The sequence below is a fragment of the Clostridium sp. AF17-21AC genome (genome assembly GCF_003461365.1).
In the GTDB taxonomy this organism is placed as follows: domain Bacteria; phylum Bacillota; class Clostridia; order Lachnospirales; family Lachnospiraceae; genus Coprococcus; species Coprococcus ammoniilyticus.
Genome location: NZ_QTWY01000005.1, coordinates 146,143 through 162,363, shown reverse-complemented (window position 1 = coordinate 162,363; position 16,221 = coordinate 146,143). Strand labels below are relative to the sequence as shown.

Sequence of the window (16,221 nt, the reverse complement as noted above, 5' to 3'; positions counted from 1 at the left end):
TAATGATAGGTCTTGTAACGTGTTTTTGGGTAAAAAATTATGGAAGTGCATTGCAATCATATGCGACACAAAATATATTAGATAAATTAAATATGGAAAATGAAACAATCAATTATTCTGTCGCTAATGAACCTTTATTAAGAAGATTGAATATTATTTTACATAAATTGAGATATCCCAGTGTTCGAAAAGCAAAGATAGATAAATACATAAATAAAAAAGAACTACACAAATCTGAAGAATATGAAAAGGGGGTTAAGGATAGAATACAGGCTTTTGATTCGTTTATAAAAGATCATATTAGGTTTTCTGAGCAAATTAAGGATAGAAAGCATTTAGAAGAACAGTCTTTAAAGTATTCTACAATTATTGTAGGTAGTGATCAGCTATGGCTTCCAGAAAATATAGAAGAAGACTATTATACGTTAACGTGGGTTCCTAAAGGTATAAAGAAAGTGTCTTATGCTACAAGTTTTGGTGTATCAACAATTCCATCAATGATAAGAAAGAAAACGAGAGAATTTTTAATGGAGATGGATGGTATTTCCGTTAGAGAATTGTCTGGGGTAAATATTGTTAAAGAAATTTCTGGGAAAAATGCAGAAATAGTACTAGATCCCACTTTATTATTAACCAGAAAAGAATGGGATAATCTAGATAAAAGAAACAGAATGATTGAGGAAAAATATATCTTTTGCTATTTTATGGCTAAGGGGCAGAAAAAAAGAAAGTTTGCTGAAAATTTAAAAGAGAAAACAGGATATAAAATAATAGTATTAAAACATTTGGATGAATTTATACCTGAGGATGAAAATTTTGGGGATTACGCACCATATGATATAGGACCAATAGAGTTTATTAATTTAATAAAGTATGCAGAATATGTTTGTACAGATTCGTTTCATGGGACAGTCTTTTCTATAATTAATCATAAAGATTTTTTTACTTTTAGTAGATATGAAAAAGAAGTTCAAGAATCAACAAATACACGCTTAGTTTCATTGTTGAAATTGTTAGGTTTAGAAAACAGAATGAATAATGATGAAATAATGAATGCAACCATTACAAACTATGATGATGTTGATCGTAAATTGTTAAAGTTGCGTGAAAATTCTTTAACATATTTAAAAGATGCTATAGATTGGAATTAGAAAGATGCAAATATTAAGTGAGAAAAATCAATGTTGTGGGTGTGGAGCTTGTGCAAATATTTGTCCAAAGCAATGTATATCAATGTTACCAGATAAAGAGGGATTTTTGTATCCTAATATAGATGATACATTATGTATTAATTGTAAAAAGTGTGAACATACATGTCCTATAATTAATAAAGATAAAAATGAAATTCAAATTTTAAAATCATATGTGGTACAAAATAAGAATGAAATAATTAAAAGGGAAAGTACATCTGGAGGTTTCTTTTCGTGTATTGCAAACTACATATTAGTATTAGGGGGAATTGTTTATGCGCCAATGTTTAATGAGAAAATGAAAGTAAATCATACTCAAATTACAAGCTGTGAAGATTTAGCTTTAGCAAGGGGATCTAAATATGTTCAAAGTGACATAGGATGGTGTTATAGACAGATAAAAAAGGACTTGGATGAAAAAAAAGTAGCTTGTTTTGCAGGTACGCCATGCCAGATAGAGGGATTAATTAAATTTTTGGGACAAATTCCTGAAAACTTAATAACTGTTGGGGTGGTGTGCCATGGTGTACCTTCGCCTAAAGTATGGGAAAAGTACATAAACGAAATTCAATGTAAATATAAAAAGAAAGTAGTATTTGTAAATTTTAGAGATAAGACTTTGGGATATCATAGATCGGGAATAAAAGTATATTTTGAAGATGGATCAAATAAGGTGATGACACCTCCTGATATATATTTAAGTACTTTTTTTGCTGAAATTTGTTCTAGACCATCCTGTTATCAATGTAATTTTAAAGATTTAGGAAGAGTATCTGATTTTACTTTGTTTGATGCGTGGCATGCACAAGATCCTGATGTAGGATTAGATAATGAAGGCGCAACAAATGTCTTTATAAATTCGACAAAGGGAATTAAAATTTTTGATCAGTTGAGTAATGATTTCATTTTTAAAGAAATAGAGTATAATCAAGCAGTCCGTGAAGATGGTATAATGGTTTTGAATTCAGCAGTGCCTAATATTAATAGAAATCAATTTTTTGAGAATATAGATAATTATAAATTGAGTGAATTGCAAGCTCGATATTATCCATTATCTGCTAAACAGCATATAAAATACATAATTAAAGATATATTAAATTATATGGGCTTGCTTGAAAAGATAGATAAGATTAGGTGATTAATGTGAACGATAAATTTAAAAAATTAGCTTCAAATACAATCATTTTTGCAATTGGTAGTATTGGTTCCAAATTTATAACCTTTTTATTAGTTCCTATTTATACAAATACATTAACAACAGCAGAATATGGAACTACAGAAATTGTTGTTACCGCTATTAATTTGCTGATTCCTTTTTTGTCTTTATCGATTCAGGATGCTGTATTACGATTTGGATTAGCGCCAGACATTGAAGCTAAAAAGGTAATAAAGAATGCTGTTTTTATTGTTGGGATAGGATCCGTCATATCGTGTTGTTTAACTCCGGTATATGGAATATATAATGCAATAGGACGTTGGGCAGGATATTTTTCTATTTTAATAATATTAAATATGTTTAGAACTATTTTTTCTTTACAAGCTAAGGCAATTGAAAAAAATATAGTATTTACAGTAGATGTATTAATGTATTCCTTATTAACTTGTGGAGCGAGTTGCTTATTTTTAATTGTTTTTAAACAAGGAATAGCAGGATATTTTAATGCGTTGATAATTGCTAATATTGTTTCAATCATTTTTTTAGGAATTGCATGCGGAATATGGAAGGATATAATATACACAAAATTGGATATGAGTTTGATGAGGCAAATGTTAACATTTTCTATTCCATTAATTTTTAATGCTGTTTCATGGTGGGTTGCAAATTCGTCAGATAGATTGATGTTGAATTATTTTAAGGGAGCGGGCGATGTTGGATTGTATTCTGTAGCAGCCAAAATTCCATCTATTATAACCAGTATAACCAGTATATTCAATCAAGCATGGATGATTTCTTCAGTAACAGAATATGATTCAAATAATGAAAGTACATTTTTTTCAAAAACATTTCATGGATACAATTTTGTTTTGATTTTATGTACTGCGATAACAATTATAATTATAAAACCATTTATGTATTTATATGTAGGAATAGATTTTAGATCATCGTGGATTTATGTTCCGTTTCTGTTAGTAGGAGCTATTTTTTTCTCATATGCGAATTTCTTTGGAGCAATATATATGTCAGCAAAGAGAAATATTAGTATTATGCTTACAACTTTAGTAGCTGCAATAGCAAATGTTATTCTTAATTATTTTATGATTCCTCGCTGGGGAATTCAAGGAGCTGTTATAGCAACTATGATTTCTTATATTATAGTAGGAATATATAGATTATTAGGGGCGCAAGGGATTGTTCGTATGAATATAAATTTGAAAAAAACATTCTTTGCGTTAATATTATTGATTATAGAGAGTATAGCAACAATCGGCGAGGGAATATTTTTGATTATATCTGGAATATGTGTTGTAGTGATATTTATAATGTATAAAGAAATGGTTAAAGATTTTGTGCTTGTAATAAAATGCAGAATAAATAAGAGAAAAATAGAGAAGTAAGAGAAGATGATTTATGAAATTTTTTATGCATTTCTAATAAAAATTATAAAATTATTCCACAGAAATTTTATAGCAACATTTTTTATGGCTATATTAATAATTCTAGTTAGGAGAAAATATAAATTATCAGATATAAAGAAGGAATTATATTCGATATGGAATAATATCAAAAAAAATCACCAATACAGAAATGAATGTTGTTTAATAGTATGGCTTGTATTTATGTTATTTTGTACGGTATTTACAAGAGATTTTATAAATCCATTTGAAAATATACTGGGTAATTGGTTGCCATACAATATAGAATTTTCATATGTAGAACTCGACTGTATTGAAAATGTATGTTTATTTATACCATATGGATATTTTATAAATTCATTAAGAACAAAAAATATTAAAGGTAATATTATCATTGTTCTTTTGACCTCATTATGTACAGAGTGTTTTCAAATTATTACTGTATCTGGTACTTTTCAATTATCTGATATATTTTATAATATTATAGGAGGAATGTTTGGAATTCTTATAAGTAAAGGAAATTATCATAGTAAGTGACGGTATTATTAGAAGCATCATGAATATGGAAACAGAAAAACATCATTTATTTGCATTGTTAATTCATATATATCGTAAATGGTAAACCAGCCGTGGGTATCTAATACAAACATCCCCTTACAAGGAGATGTTTGTAAATGGTAAACTACTCGTGCCTAGTTAATCTCTGCACTTTATGCCATTATACTCTGTGATGGAAAGTGTAAAAAGTGAAATTAGCGTAATTCTCACTTTTTAAGCTTTTTCTACTAATTACAGAGGAGGTATCATCTATGTCGACCAGAGAGGAAAACCGCCAACTCAGGCTTGCGTCCTGGCAACAGATATTTGCAGACCGGGCAGCATCCGGACTTAGTGTGAAAGATTATTGTGAAGCAAACAATCTCAAGAGAGATCAGTACTTCTACTGGCTGTCGATTGCTAGAAAAAATGCATTGGCAGCTATGTCGGAGAATACATCCGGATTTGCACTGCTTGAAGAGCCGAAACAGGAGCCTGCAACAACTGGATTTTCACAGGGTTAATTGCCAGGTATAACTATTGAACTTGGCAATATCAGGATATCACTTGCTGATGGTATCCGAAAAGAGCAACTTGCCGTTGTATTAGAGGTGATAACCCATGTTGAATGATGCTACATGTTTTGAACATATATACATCGCATTAGGCTATACCGATTGTAGACAAGACAAAGACACATAAAAGCGGCTCATTTTCCATATCTAAAAACTTTTGATGAGCTTGATCTGCACAGATTTGAACACCTGGATGAAGCTTATCTTAACGAACTGGCAACATGTGACTTTATCAAAAAACGTAAAAACATAGTTATGATTGGGAATCCCGGTACTGGCAAAACACATCTGTCCATTGCACTCGGCATCAAAGCCTGCAACCTGGGCATGAAGGTTAAATTCTACACTGCGGCAAATCTTGCTAACTCGCTGATTGAAGTTCAGGACAATCGAAGTTTCATGAAGCATGAGCGTCAGCTGGATATAGCCGAACTTCTTATAATTGACGAGCTCAGCTATCTGACATTCAACTTTCATTAGTTTGAGCTGTTATTCAAGATCATATCTGACCGGGCAGAGAGACAGAGCGTTATAGTATCAACCAATCTCAAGTTCTCTGAATGGACAACTATGTTTGAAAATAAAACAATGGTAGCTGCTCTGGTTGGTCGTCTGACATTTATGTCTCACGTACTCAACATGAACTCATCCAACCCTTATCGGGACGAGCATGCAGCTGTGATTACTTCAGGAAAGGAGGTCGCCTCAGATGAATGAGTACCACTTTCTTGATGAAAACACAGAACTGACGAAGTCAGATTTGATCAGAAAATACAACAGTCTCATAGAAGATATCTGGCTCCTATAGCATACCGTAAGAGAACTGAATGACAACTATGAACTTATGCTTAATGCATACGAGGATGTAGCTGATAAGCTTTACGGCTAACATCCGGGGGAATGTCAATTACCACGGGCATTCCCTTATATTTGAACCAAAGTGGTAAACTTTTTCATTGACATTTACAGTACAACAAAAGCGCATATTTTGCAGGCAATCAGCTGGATATAAAATGGCTGTCATATAACTTTGCATTGATAATATTGAAACTGCTGCATTTGGCTGGCTTAGATGATATCTACGAATGATGATGAAGTGCTGGATTGAAAGGAACAGCATTAGTATACCTAATGTATATGAGCTGGAGTGGGTGGACTCTTGGAGTGGAGAGGGTAGGCTGCTCTGGCTTTTTTATTTGGCGTGGATTGGATAGAAGTACTTTAATATTGAAAAAGTGTTGACTTTGCGTATAAATAGGGGGTATAAATGGTATATAGATTAAATATATACTTTTATAAGGGGAGTGTTACATGGCAAAAGAACATGAATTTTTTATTGAAAATTTTTTGAATATGGATAGTACAAAAGCTTATATGGGATCAGAATTAAAAGCAATTTTACAGAAAAAATATCCGCTATTAACAGATAACAATTGTAGAAAAATTATTCATGATACGGTTAAAAATAAAAGATGTAATTCATCATATCCTTTAGTATTTGAAAAAAATCAGTATGCCTATTTTTCCGTGAAAAGTGTATTTGATTATAAATTGTTTGCAGAGAATATAAAAAAATACAAATTACCGTTACATAGAGTAATTTATGCATTGGAAAGAAATAAAGGGATATTGGCTGTAGAAGAAGCTCAAAAAATATCCGGAGCGACATTACAGGAAAATACACACAATATATCATTTGAAAGTATTATAAAAGATTTAGTGCTTTTAGAGATGGCAACCTATGAGAATCATAATGGTATTGAATATTTGATTCAAAATAAAACTGAAAAAACATGGGAAGATATACGGTTATATGAAGAAGATTTGGAAAATAGGAGTTTATTATTAAGTTTAATTATGAATTGGTTAAAACAAACAAATATAATTGATGAAAAACAATTATGTTATGTGGGACGGGCGAACCAATATGAAGGAATCAAACGTAATAATGAGATTTGGGATGCCTGGGGATTTAGCAATGCAGCTGGGGTTACTGTTGATGGTAAAAAATATGATACAATGGTAATGATTGATTATTTACCACAACATGAATATCAGGGATATGATTTTTTAGGTTTTAAAGAACGGATAGATAGGGTGGTATTTTCTACAAAAGTTTCAAAAAGAAAGGTATTACCAATTATTTTATCAAGCAGAATTTCACCTGTAGCGAAATTACGGGCTAAAGAAAATGGATATTTATATTTTAATATATTATCAATTTTAGGGGAAAACAGCCTAGATGTAGTTAAAACTTTTAATTCTAGTGTTGATGAAATAGAAAGAAATGTACAGGAAAAAAATTATAATTTTCAAGATAAAATATCAAATTCTTTGAGGGCAATAAACAAAACAGGTCATGATGGAAATTATGGATATTTAAAAGGGGTACTATTTGAATATTTAATGTTACCGGTACTTCAAAAAATATATGGACAAAATGCGATTATTACGCATGGCTATAAAGGAAAAATTGAAGGGAAAGAATTTGAGTGCGACTATTTGATTGAAACAGAAACGGAAAATATTATAGTTGAGTTAAAAGGCTACAAAAAAGGTGGTTTGATTTTAAAAGGGGCATATGATAAAACATTAAATTCTTATCCAAAGAATACAGTAATGTGGTTTTTGGATCACACATTTTGTTTGTGTGACAAACAGTTGGGGCATAGAAAAAATAATAAAATCTGCTATATTACTACAGCAGATTTAGACACAGATGCGAAAAATGAGTTGGTTGCACGAAAGAAGAATAAACCAGAAAAAATGGAGTGCTTTTATACATATAAATCGCTACTAGATCTATTGAGTGAATTTGAATGTAAGGATGAAAAGAAAATTATAAATGTATTTTATGTTTGAAAGTAATGAAAACAAGCTAGAATGAACGAAAACTTGAATCTGACTGCTCCAGTTTTTTCACATTGAGCTTATGCATGACAATTAAAGCCGTGTTATAATACATATTAAAATTGATATTATAGGATATAAAATAATATTTAAGATATTTTGTACGAAATAAATAAGAGCAGTAGAATGAGTGAATTAGAAGTTAAGGAAAAAGATGGGAAAATCTATTCGTATATTAGACAAAAGTGGTTGGTATGTACACCTGAAGAGAGAGTCCGTTAAAATATGGTATGAAGATGTTGTATTACTCACTTTGGATTCGATTTATGAATAGAGTTTTTATATGGTGAATTATAGGGCAAATGCAACATCTTTTTGAGCCACTTATTGTAGAATGAACGAGAGAGTAGGATACATTATTATGAAAGATAAAAGAAAACCACAGATAAGAAAAAATGTATATTTATTTGAATTGGATTCTGTTCGAAAAACAAATGAAGAGATTGAGGTTGCACAGAATGCCTTATTAGACGAGATTGTTTTAAACGGAAATGTGGTTGTTATGACATACAACCAGTTGGTTGATTCGCGCGGCTTTTTCAGTCTGCTTTGTAATGAGAAATATGAAGAGAAGTTGATCCGGTTATTTGAAATGGGTGCGGTCCGTATTTCCCGGTTTGGAGATGTTCGTACCGTTTCCCAGTATTTGTTGAATTCGGTTGATGCAGATAAGGAATTTATATATTCGGCAATTCCGATTAAATACAGCCAGAAACGTCTGCTTGCCTTGATGAAACGTTGTTTGACATACTCCGATCTTTCAGAATTGAATGAATATACAAAAGATAATTTGGATGACCAGGAAAAAGATAAGCTGGAAGATTTATTTGTGGAAGTAATAAATGGGGAGGAACAGCCTGTTGATTATCTGTCCGAGAAGGATCGTGATTATCAATTAGGAAAATATCAGGAAATTTTAAAGAATCTGAGAGGTTTACTGTCAACGGTATTACGAATCAGTATGCTGCCTGATATTTATTTGGATCCCAGAAATGAATCGGAATATAAAGAGTTGAAATTTGTAAATTTCATGGCTGCTGTTTTAGCTTTTTATGACCTTCCGGATGATAAAATGATAAATGTAGATGCGGAAGCCTTTCGGCGTTCACTTGGAATATTGGGAGAATTGGAAGCCTGGAAAAATAAAAATAATAATCGTTCAGTATATATTCGTGAAATAAAAAAAGCATGGCAGACTGCGCCTGAAAGAATTGCAGATGAACTTTTATATCAGTATGCAGAGGTTATAGTTGATCTTTGTTATAATTATGCATGTGAGAATAGTATTTGCAATATTTCTAAGCATTATAATGTGGATGAACTTTGGCGGAAATCAGGGGACAAGTCAAGCTTCTGTGTGGATTTCTTTGGCAGATTTGCTAAAACTTGGAGGAATGGAGCAGGAGCGAAGGACCGTTTCTTAACGGATGAGACAAATAAGTTTGAGTCGTTTGCTGACAAGAATGATCAATTATATAAGCAGTTAGACCGTGTAGTCCGTCTTGTAGAATATATCGATTATTCACAGGCTGGGCAAGCAGATGAAACGAATGACCAGGTTGTTTATCGTTATGAATATAAGGATGAGGAACAACGCAGGCAGAATAAGAGAAATATAATAGGGAAAATTGCACATGGGTTTGGAATGGCTGCGCTTTGCATTATTGTGGCATGTGGCATTGAGCTGGTATTTAATAAATTACAAAGTATGATGGAAGGGATTATTTCCTTTAATACAGCACTGTTCAGTGTGATTGAGACAATTGTCTGGTTGTTTGTAACAGAGATGCTTTCAACGATAATTTCTTTGAAACTTCCAAGGCTCTTACCATTATCAGATGCTTTGGCAAAGATCAGAGAGTCAGTTGTAGATGGATGGCGGATCTGCCGGCGTAAATTTACAGCCTATTCTTGTTCGGACAAGGTGCAGACGGAACAGACAGAACCATATAATATAGGAAAAATGATTCCCTATATTTGTCCGGCAGAATTGAAGAAATATCGGGCATTACGCAAATCAGAACCAGAACCTAAAAAGTGTTTTGCTGAATCTTCCATTTATCCTATTGCGAATGTGGAAGATAGTGATCTGACCGCACAATTGATCCGGCAGGAAGAATTATTTCACCGGAAGTATGGATTGGTATATCAGAGCAAATACAATACTATGATCGTAGATCCAATTGAGGGTGAAAATGGCATTTTTCCATATGAGCGTGTACTACCAACAGGTAAAAATGGTGTTGTGATCATTGCGAGATATAAAGGAACATTTGTGTTGTTAAAGCAGTATCGGCATGCGATTCGACGTATGCAATATGCTTTCCCAAGGGGATTTGCAGAGGAGGATGACAAGACTCCTGCTGACAATGCGATTCGTGAGTTACAGGAGGAAATCCATGCTGTCATCACGAAATCACCGGTATTTCTTGGACGGATTGTTGCTGACAGCGGATTGACCGGCGGATGTGCATATGTGTACAGTGTCGATATAGATTCATTGGAATTGGTCGAGGATCATGAAGGCATAGTAGCCATTGAACAGCTCAGTGACCGTGAGTTGACATCCTGGATAAATGAAGGGAAGATTGATGATGGTTTCACGCTTGGAGCTTATGCATTGTATAAATGTGAGGCTTCAGAAACAGAAAACAAACATAGTTGATTTTAAAGTTTTACTGAGAATAACTGAAAGTCATACATAAAATATATACATGATGGGATAGACATATGAGAATCAGAACAATAATAGTGACAGGTGGAGCCGGATTCATAGGCAGTAATTTTATATTTTACATGAAGAGAAAACATCCGGATGTGGTTGTGAATTTTGCTGCGGAGTCACATGTGGATCGTTCTATTGAGTCGCCGGAAACTTTTCTTGATACCAATATAAAAGGAACAGCGGTTATTATGGATTTGACAGGACAGGGCATAGATGTGTTTAGTGACTGCCAAAATATCGTTGACAATAGAAATGGATTTAGTCGTAATAGATATATAAATCATATGATACGTGGCATTGATACATATGATGATATGTAAACAAATATATAAGTGTTAGACATATATTGTTTAAAAATAGATTGTAATAATAAGATGAATTTATTTTGTCTGCTTTGCGTAGTACATTGATCTCTGAATCTGAAAAAGAAACAAAAGTAAGGTCAGAACAAGATTAGGAAGACTGACTGATGATTTGTAAAATCTCTAAATAACAAATAATGGCTAGAACTATATGATAAATGCCAGCCGGCTCCATTTTGGAGCTGTCTGGCATAAGTTAGTTATATGGGCATGCGTTATAACTATGGTAAGATAATGCTTTTGCATGAATGCTGCTTTATTTATTGAGGGCGGAAAGCTTTGCTTTCAAGGCTGCGATTTCAGCATCCTTTTTGGATAGAGCAGCATCCTTCTCGGATATCACAGAGTCTTTTTCGGACAGGACAGCATCCTTCTCAGAGAGAGCAGCTACCGCTTTATCCCGTTCCTTCTGTAGTTCATCAATCATATAGTGAACCGTATTCTCATCTAATATTCGAAGTGCTTCTGAAAACATGGTGATTACCTCCTCCGGATCATACATATATTCGGACATATCCTTGCAGATAGCTTCCATCCATGGATAGTCAGATACCAGTGCAGCAAGGTCGTCGACCGACTGTGCAGTCAGCAGAGACAACCAAGCGTTTAACTCATTGATATCTTTAGCATACTTACTTTCTTTAAATACGTCAAGGGCGACTACATAGAATTCTTGCAAAAGCTTCAACTCGATTCCGGTATCAAAAACGATTCTGCCATGGTGCAGGTAGATATCGGATAATGCATCAGTCAGACACGCATCCGGACTTTTTTCATATATCATGATCGTGTAAACCGTTTTCAGATCTTTGTAGGTGAAAGAACTGCCTTTCGAGCTTTTCACTCTTGTATACTGGCGGAGCATGAGATCGGAGGAGTAGCAGGACATACGCTCTCCCGGGAAGGTATATGGAATCTTCTGGATCTCGACATTTGCGATCGAGCCATCTTCTAACCGGACAAGGATATCCAGAAGCAGGAGTGAGGTGGACGGCAGCATGCTGTCTTCGTTTGACAGGATGCACTGAACCGTCACTTTCGTACCGATGATACTGCTGATGAGACTGGACAACCGTTCCGGATAGATATCCGGATTGAACAGCTTCTTGAAAAATGGATCATAGGTTAAAGGCAGAGTTTTCTTACCCTCCATAAATCCAAGAAAGCGGTTCTTCCATTCCTGTGTCATGTTCTGATAAGCAAAGTAACTTCGCGGATGCTTCCGGAGCTCAGCGAGACATTCCTGCTCCGTACGGGTAGGAAAGAGCTGGCGCCTGTTTTGTCGACAGGAAAAGCATAGCAGAAAAAGGGTGAAAAAAACCTTTGATGTAATAAACAGCATGTCTGGGTGTAACTTTTGGTAATTTAACTCCGATTTTATGCGATAAGTTGACTTGGAATATGATTAGGATTAATATAAAATCATCGAACATGGGCAGATTTGAGACCATAGATAGGATAGATAAGAGATAAACACCATGACAATTATCGTAACCGGAGGAGCCGGATTTATTGGAAGCAATTTTATATTTTATATGCTGGACAGTTATCCGGAGGATCGTATCGTATGTATGGACAAGCTTACATATGCGGGAAATTTATCTACACTAGCTTCGGCGATGGATAATCCGCATTTCCGTTTTTGTAAGATTGATATCTGCGACAGAGAGACAGTCTATAGGCTATTTGAAGAAGAACATCCGGATATGGTAGTGAACTTCGCAGCCGAAAGTCATGTAGACCGTTCCATCGAGAATCCGGAGATTTTCTTAGATACGAATGTCAAAGGAACGGCGGTGCTGATGGATGCCTGCCGTAAATATGGTATTGCAAGGTATCACCAGGTAAGTACAGATGAAGTATATGGAGATCTTCCGTTGAACAGACCGGATTTATTTTTTACAGAGGAGACTCCGATTCGTACGAGTTCGCCGTACAGCAGTTCAAAAGCATCTGCTGATTTGTTAGTGCTTGCATATTATAGGACATACGGACTTCCTGTTACGATCAGCCGTTGTTCGAATAATTATGGACCATATCAATTTCCAGAGAAGCTGATTCCATTTATGATTATTAATGCATTATCAGACAAGCCTTTACCTGTTTATGGGGAGGGTGTGAATGTACGTGACTGGCTGTATGTAAAGGATCACTGCCGGGCAATTGATCTGATCATTCATAAGGGTCGCGTTGGAGAAGTTTATAATGTTGGCGGACATAATGAAATGAAGAATATTGACATTGTAAAGCTTATTTGCAAGAAACTAGGCAAGCCGGAAAGTCTGATCACGCATGTAACAGACCGCAAAGGTCATGACTTGCGTTATGCTATTGATCCAACAAAGATACATAATGAATTAGGCTGGTTGCCGGAAACAAAGTTTGAGGATGGGATAAAGGAGACAATCCGTTGGTATTTAGATAATAGGAAATGGTGGGAGATGATTATTTCCAGATAAGATGAATAAGTATTTGTGCAAGTTGAGATGAGCTGAAGCTTTTGAGAAAAAATAACTACACGAAGAATAGTAATTGCAGAAAGAGAGGATATTATGAGAAAAAAAGAGAGGAGCAGGATTGCGGTATTATTAGGAATAGGGGCTATTTGCGGCATGTTAGGTACAACAGGCAGGTATGTATATGCAGAAAATATGACAACTGCTACTGCAGCTATTGAAGAAAGCACAGGGGATATTACGCCTGCAACGGGATATGAGGTGTCGGAAAATGCAGGACCGGAATTATATACAAGTGATGAGGAACTTGCATTGCAGAGTACATCAAATGATACTTCAAAAAGTGGAACCTGGGAGAATGTAACATGGACGCTTTCTGGCACAACACTTACGATATCAGGAAAAGGAGATATGCCGGACGCCAGTTCTTCTGATAAGGCACCATGGTATACTTTAGATGTTGAAAAGGTTGTAATAAAAAGTGGTATTACAAAAATCGGAAGCCAGAATTTTGTGGAAATGTATGATATTACAGATGTAACCTATCCGAATACTCTGAAAGAGATTGGAGAGGCTGCATTTTATGGATGTACGAAACTGCAAGAGGTGGTTTTGCCATCTTCTGTGAAGACGATTCGATCTGGAGCATATTGTGACTGTAAAGCTGTTACCCGGATTGAGATACCGGGGGTAACGGATTTAGGAAGCTATGCATTTCAAAATAACTGTCCGACAACATTTACAATACCTGCAGGTGTAACCTCTATATCGCCGCTCGTATTTTTTGGAAATACAACGATAGAGAGTTATACGGTTGCAGCAGGTAACACAGCCTATGTTGCACGAAATGGAGTTGTATATTCCCAGGATCAGTCCGAATTAGTGATGTATCCGTTTAATGGAGGAACAGGCTCATTTACGATACCTTCGAATGTGAAGAAGATCGGAGATTATGCATTTTATAATAATGTCAGCTTGAACACGGTAAACTTTTCCAATGTAACAACATTAGGAGAAGGTGCATTTTATATGTCCGGCTTATCCGGAACCTTGACACTTTCGGATAAGATCAGTGAAGCAGGTAATTTTGCATTTCAGGGCTGTACCAAGATAACAACAGTAAAGTTTGGCAAAGGCATGAAAGAAAGCGCTTATTCAATGTTTGAAAAATGTACAGGGATTACTTCCATTGATTTTGGTGGTCTGACATCACTTGGTATGCGGACATTTTTAGGCTGTAACAGTCTGGTCGAGGTGACAGTCCCGGCAACGATAAAAAGCTGGGAAGGATCGGTATTTAACAGCTGCCAGAAGCTTGTAACATTTCGTGGTATGGGACTGGAATATGTGACATATGCTGATTTTGCACAATGCTATGCATTAACAGATGTATATCTTCCAAAAGTAAAAGAGATATATCGTCAGGCATTTGCAAATTGTCCATCCTTGAAACAGATAACGCTACCTGCATCTACGCAGTTTGTAGATGAAAATGCATTTGCAAAGGATGTTGTGATCACCTGCAACAATAATCAACTGGTGCGGTTTGGTTACAATGGATTCCGTTATGCAGAAACAATTCAGATTAAAGGAAAAAGAGATTATACGAAGGCATTTGAGGTATTAGACAAGGTAAATGCAGAACGTGCAAAGAATGGTCTTGATGCATTGACGATGGATACCGGATTGTTAGAAACGGCTATGATTCGTGCCGGTGAGCAGGCAGTATTGTTTTCACATACCAGGCCGGATGGTGCAAGCTGCTTTTCAGCAAATAAGAATATGAATGCAGAAAATGTTGCAATCAATCAGTCTTCTGCAACAGCAGTCATGAATGACTGGATGAATTCATCGGGACACAAGGAGAATATTTTAAGTAAAAAAGCAACTACGATAGGAGTTGGCTGCTTTTATATAAATGGTATTTATACCTGGGTACAGTGCTTTGGTTCAAATACAGATGCTCAGACGGCAGAGAAGCAGACAGACCGTACCATAACACAGAATATCAATATTCCGAAAAAGAAATTTACAGAAGCAATTACGACGGACGGTATTGTTTGGGGTGATGGTGAGACATATTCTTATAAATTTGTTATACAGATGGACAAGGATACTTATACTGCAGGCAAGAGCGTAAATGCGAAGGTCGTTCTGGTAAATCCCGGTTTTAGCATGTATTGTCCATTTACAAGCGGGAATATCACATGGAGCTCAGATAAGAAGAGTGTAGCAACGGTAGATAAAAATGGAAAGATTGCATTTGTGGGCGGTGGTAAAGTAACTATCACAGCAAAAACAAAATATCATGAAACGTCACTTACCTTGACGGTGCAGAGTAAGTCACAGGTTACAAAGACCACACCAACATTGACACTGAAGAATAAGACAGTTACCTATACTGGAAAGGGAAAAAAGATAGGTGCTGCAAGCGTAAAAGGCGCGGCAGGGAAGATTACCTATAAATATTATTCAGATTCGAAGTGTACGAAGCGGTTATCTACATATCCTTCCAAGGTTGGAACCTATTATGTAATTGCAAGTGCAAAAGCAACAGCAACCAGCAATTCAGCGAAATCCAATGTAGCGAAATTAATGATTAAAAAGTCGAATCCAATGAAGGTAAAGGTGGCTTCAAAAACCTACAAAGCAAAAAAATCAACCGGAAAGCTTAACAAAAAGCATTCCTTTATAATCGGGGTAAAGAATGCAAAGGGTAAGGTGACATATTCCAGATCAAAGGCTTCGAAAGCATATATTACTGTTAGCAAAAAAGGAAAGGTAACAGTAAGGAAAGGAACGCCAAAGGGAACCTATACAATTACGGTAAAGGCAAAAGGAACTTCAAAATATAGAGGAAAATCGAAGAAGATAACGATTAAGGTTTCCTGA

General features: G+C 35.1%; 10 protein-coding genes and 2 pseudogenes. 11 read left to right on the top strand and 1 reads right to left on the bottom strand.

Translation table 11 applies throughout. From position 1 onward, the window contains the following. The first annotated feature begins 2 nt into the window (after positions 1-2). From DWW85_RS09315 to DWW85_RS09275, 9 genes and pseudogenes are all read left to right on the top strand, one after another. Positions 3-1,151: a polysaccharide pyruvyl transferase family protein gene (locus DWW85_RS09315; protein ID WP_117808450.1), complete on the top strand. Its 1,149-nt coding sequence runs from the start codon at positions 3-5 to the stop codon at positions 1,149-1,151. Between the two features lie 4 nt (positions 1,152-1,155). Then, positions 1,156-2,328, top strand: a complete 1,173-nt coding sequence (locus tag DWW85_RS09310) for a Coenzyme F420 hydrogenase/dehydrogenase, beta subunit C-terminal domain (RefSeq protein ID WP_117808449.1) — start codon at positions 1,156-1,158, stop codon at positions 2,326-2,328. Positions 2,329-2,333: 5 nt separating this feature from the next. After that, positions 2,334-3,746, top strand: coding sequence for an oligosaccharide flippase family protein (locus DWW85_RS09305; protein ID WP_181986549.1), 1,413 nt, complete (start codon positions 2,334-2,336; stop codon positions 3,744-3,746). 6 nt (positions 3,747-3,752) lie between these two features. After that, complete coding sequence (locus tag DWW85_RS09300) at positions 3,753-4,301, top strand: VanZ family protein (RefSeq protein ID WP_117808447.1); 549 nt, start codon at positions 3,753-3,755, stop codon at positions 4,299-4,301. A 272-nt stretch (positions 4,302-4,573) separates the two neighbouring features. Continuing rightward, complete coding sequence (locus DWW85_RS09295) at positions 4,574-4,825, top strand: hypothetical protein (protein WP_117808446.1); 252 nt, start codon at positions 4,574-4,576, stop codon at positions 4,823-4,825. Positions 4,826-4,999: 174 nt separating this feature from the next. Further along, positions 5,000-5,593 (top strand): annotated as a pseudogene (locus tag DWW85_RS12955) (ATP-binding protein). A 594-nt stretch (positions 5,594-6,187) separates the two neighbouring features. Further along, complete coding sequence (locus tag DWW85_RS09285) at positions 6,188-7,738, top strand: hypothetical protein (protein WP_117808445.1); 1,551 nt, start codon at positions 6,188-6,190, stop codon at positions 7,736-7,738. A 409-nt stretch (positions 7,739-8,147) separates the two neighbouring features. Beyond that, entirely contained in the window at positions 8,148-10,451 is a 2,304-nt protein-coding gene (locus DWW85_RS09280; protein WP_181986548.1) for an NUDIX hydrolase, read from the top strand. A gap of 65 nt (positions 10,452-10,516) precedes the next feature. Next, positions 10,517-10,705, top strand: a pseudogene (locus DWW85_RS09275) (GDP-mannose 4,6-dehydratase); the annotation flags it as partial. A gap of 424 nt (positions 10,706-11,129) precedes the next feature. On the opposite strand, the gene DWW85_RS09270 reads toward DWW85_RS09275, so the two are convergent. Then, the gene (locus DWW85_RS09270) at positions 11,130-12,062 is read right to left on the bottom strand and encodes a PD-(D/E)XK nuclease family transposase (RefSeq protein ID WP_117808443.1); all 933 of its coding nucleotides are present in this window, start codon (positions 12,060-12,062) and stop codon (positions 11,130-11,132) included. Between the two features lie 289 nt (positions 12,063-12,351). On the opposite strand from DWW85_RS09270, the gene rfbB reads away from it, so the two are divergent. Both rfbB and DWW85_RS09260 read left to right on the top strand, forming a co-directional pair. Continuing rightward, entirely contained in the window at positions 12,352-13,332 is a 981-nt protein-coding gene (gene rfbB, locus DWW85_RS09265) for a dTDP-glucose 4,6-dehydratase (protein WP_117808442.1), read from the top strand. A gap of 93 nt (positions 13,333-13,425) precedes the next feature. Then, positions 13,426-16,221, top strand: coding sequence for a leucine-rich repeat protein (locus tag DWW85_RS09260; RefSeq protein ID WP_117808441.1), 2,796 nt, complete (start codon positions 13,426-13,428; stop codon positions 16,219-16,221).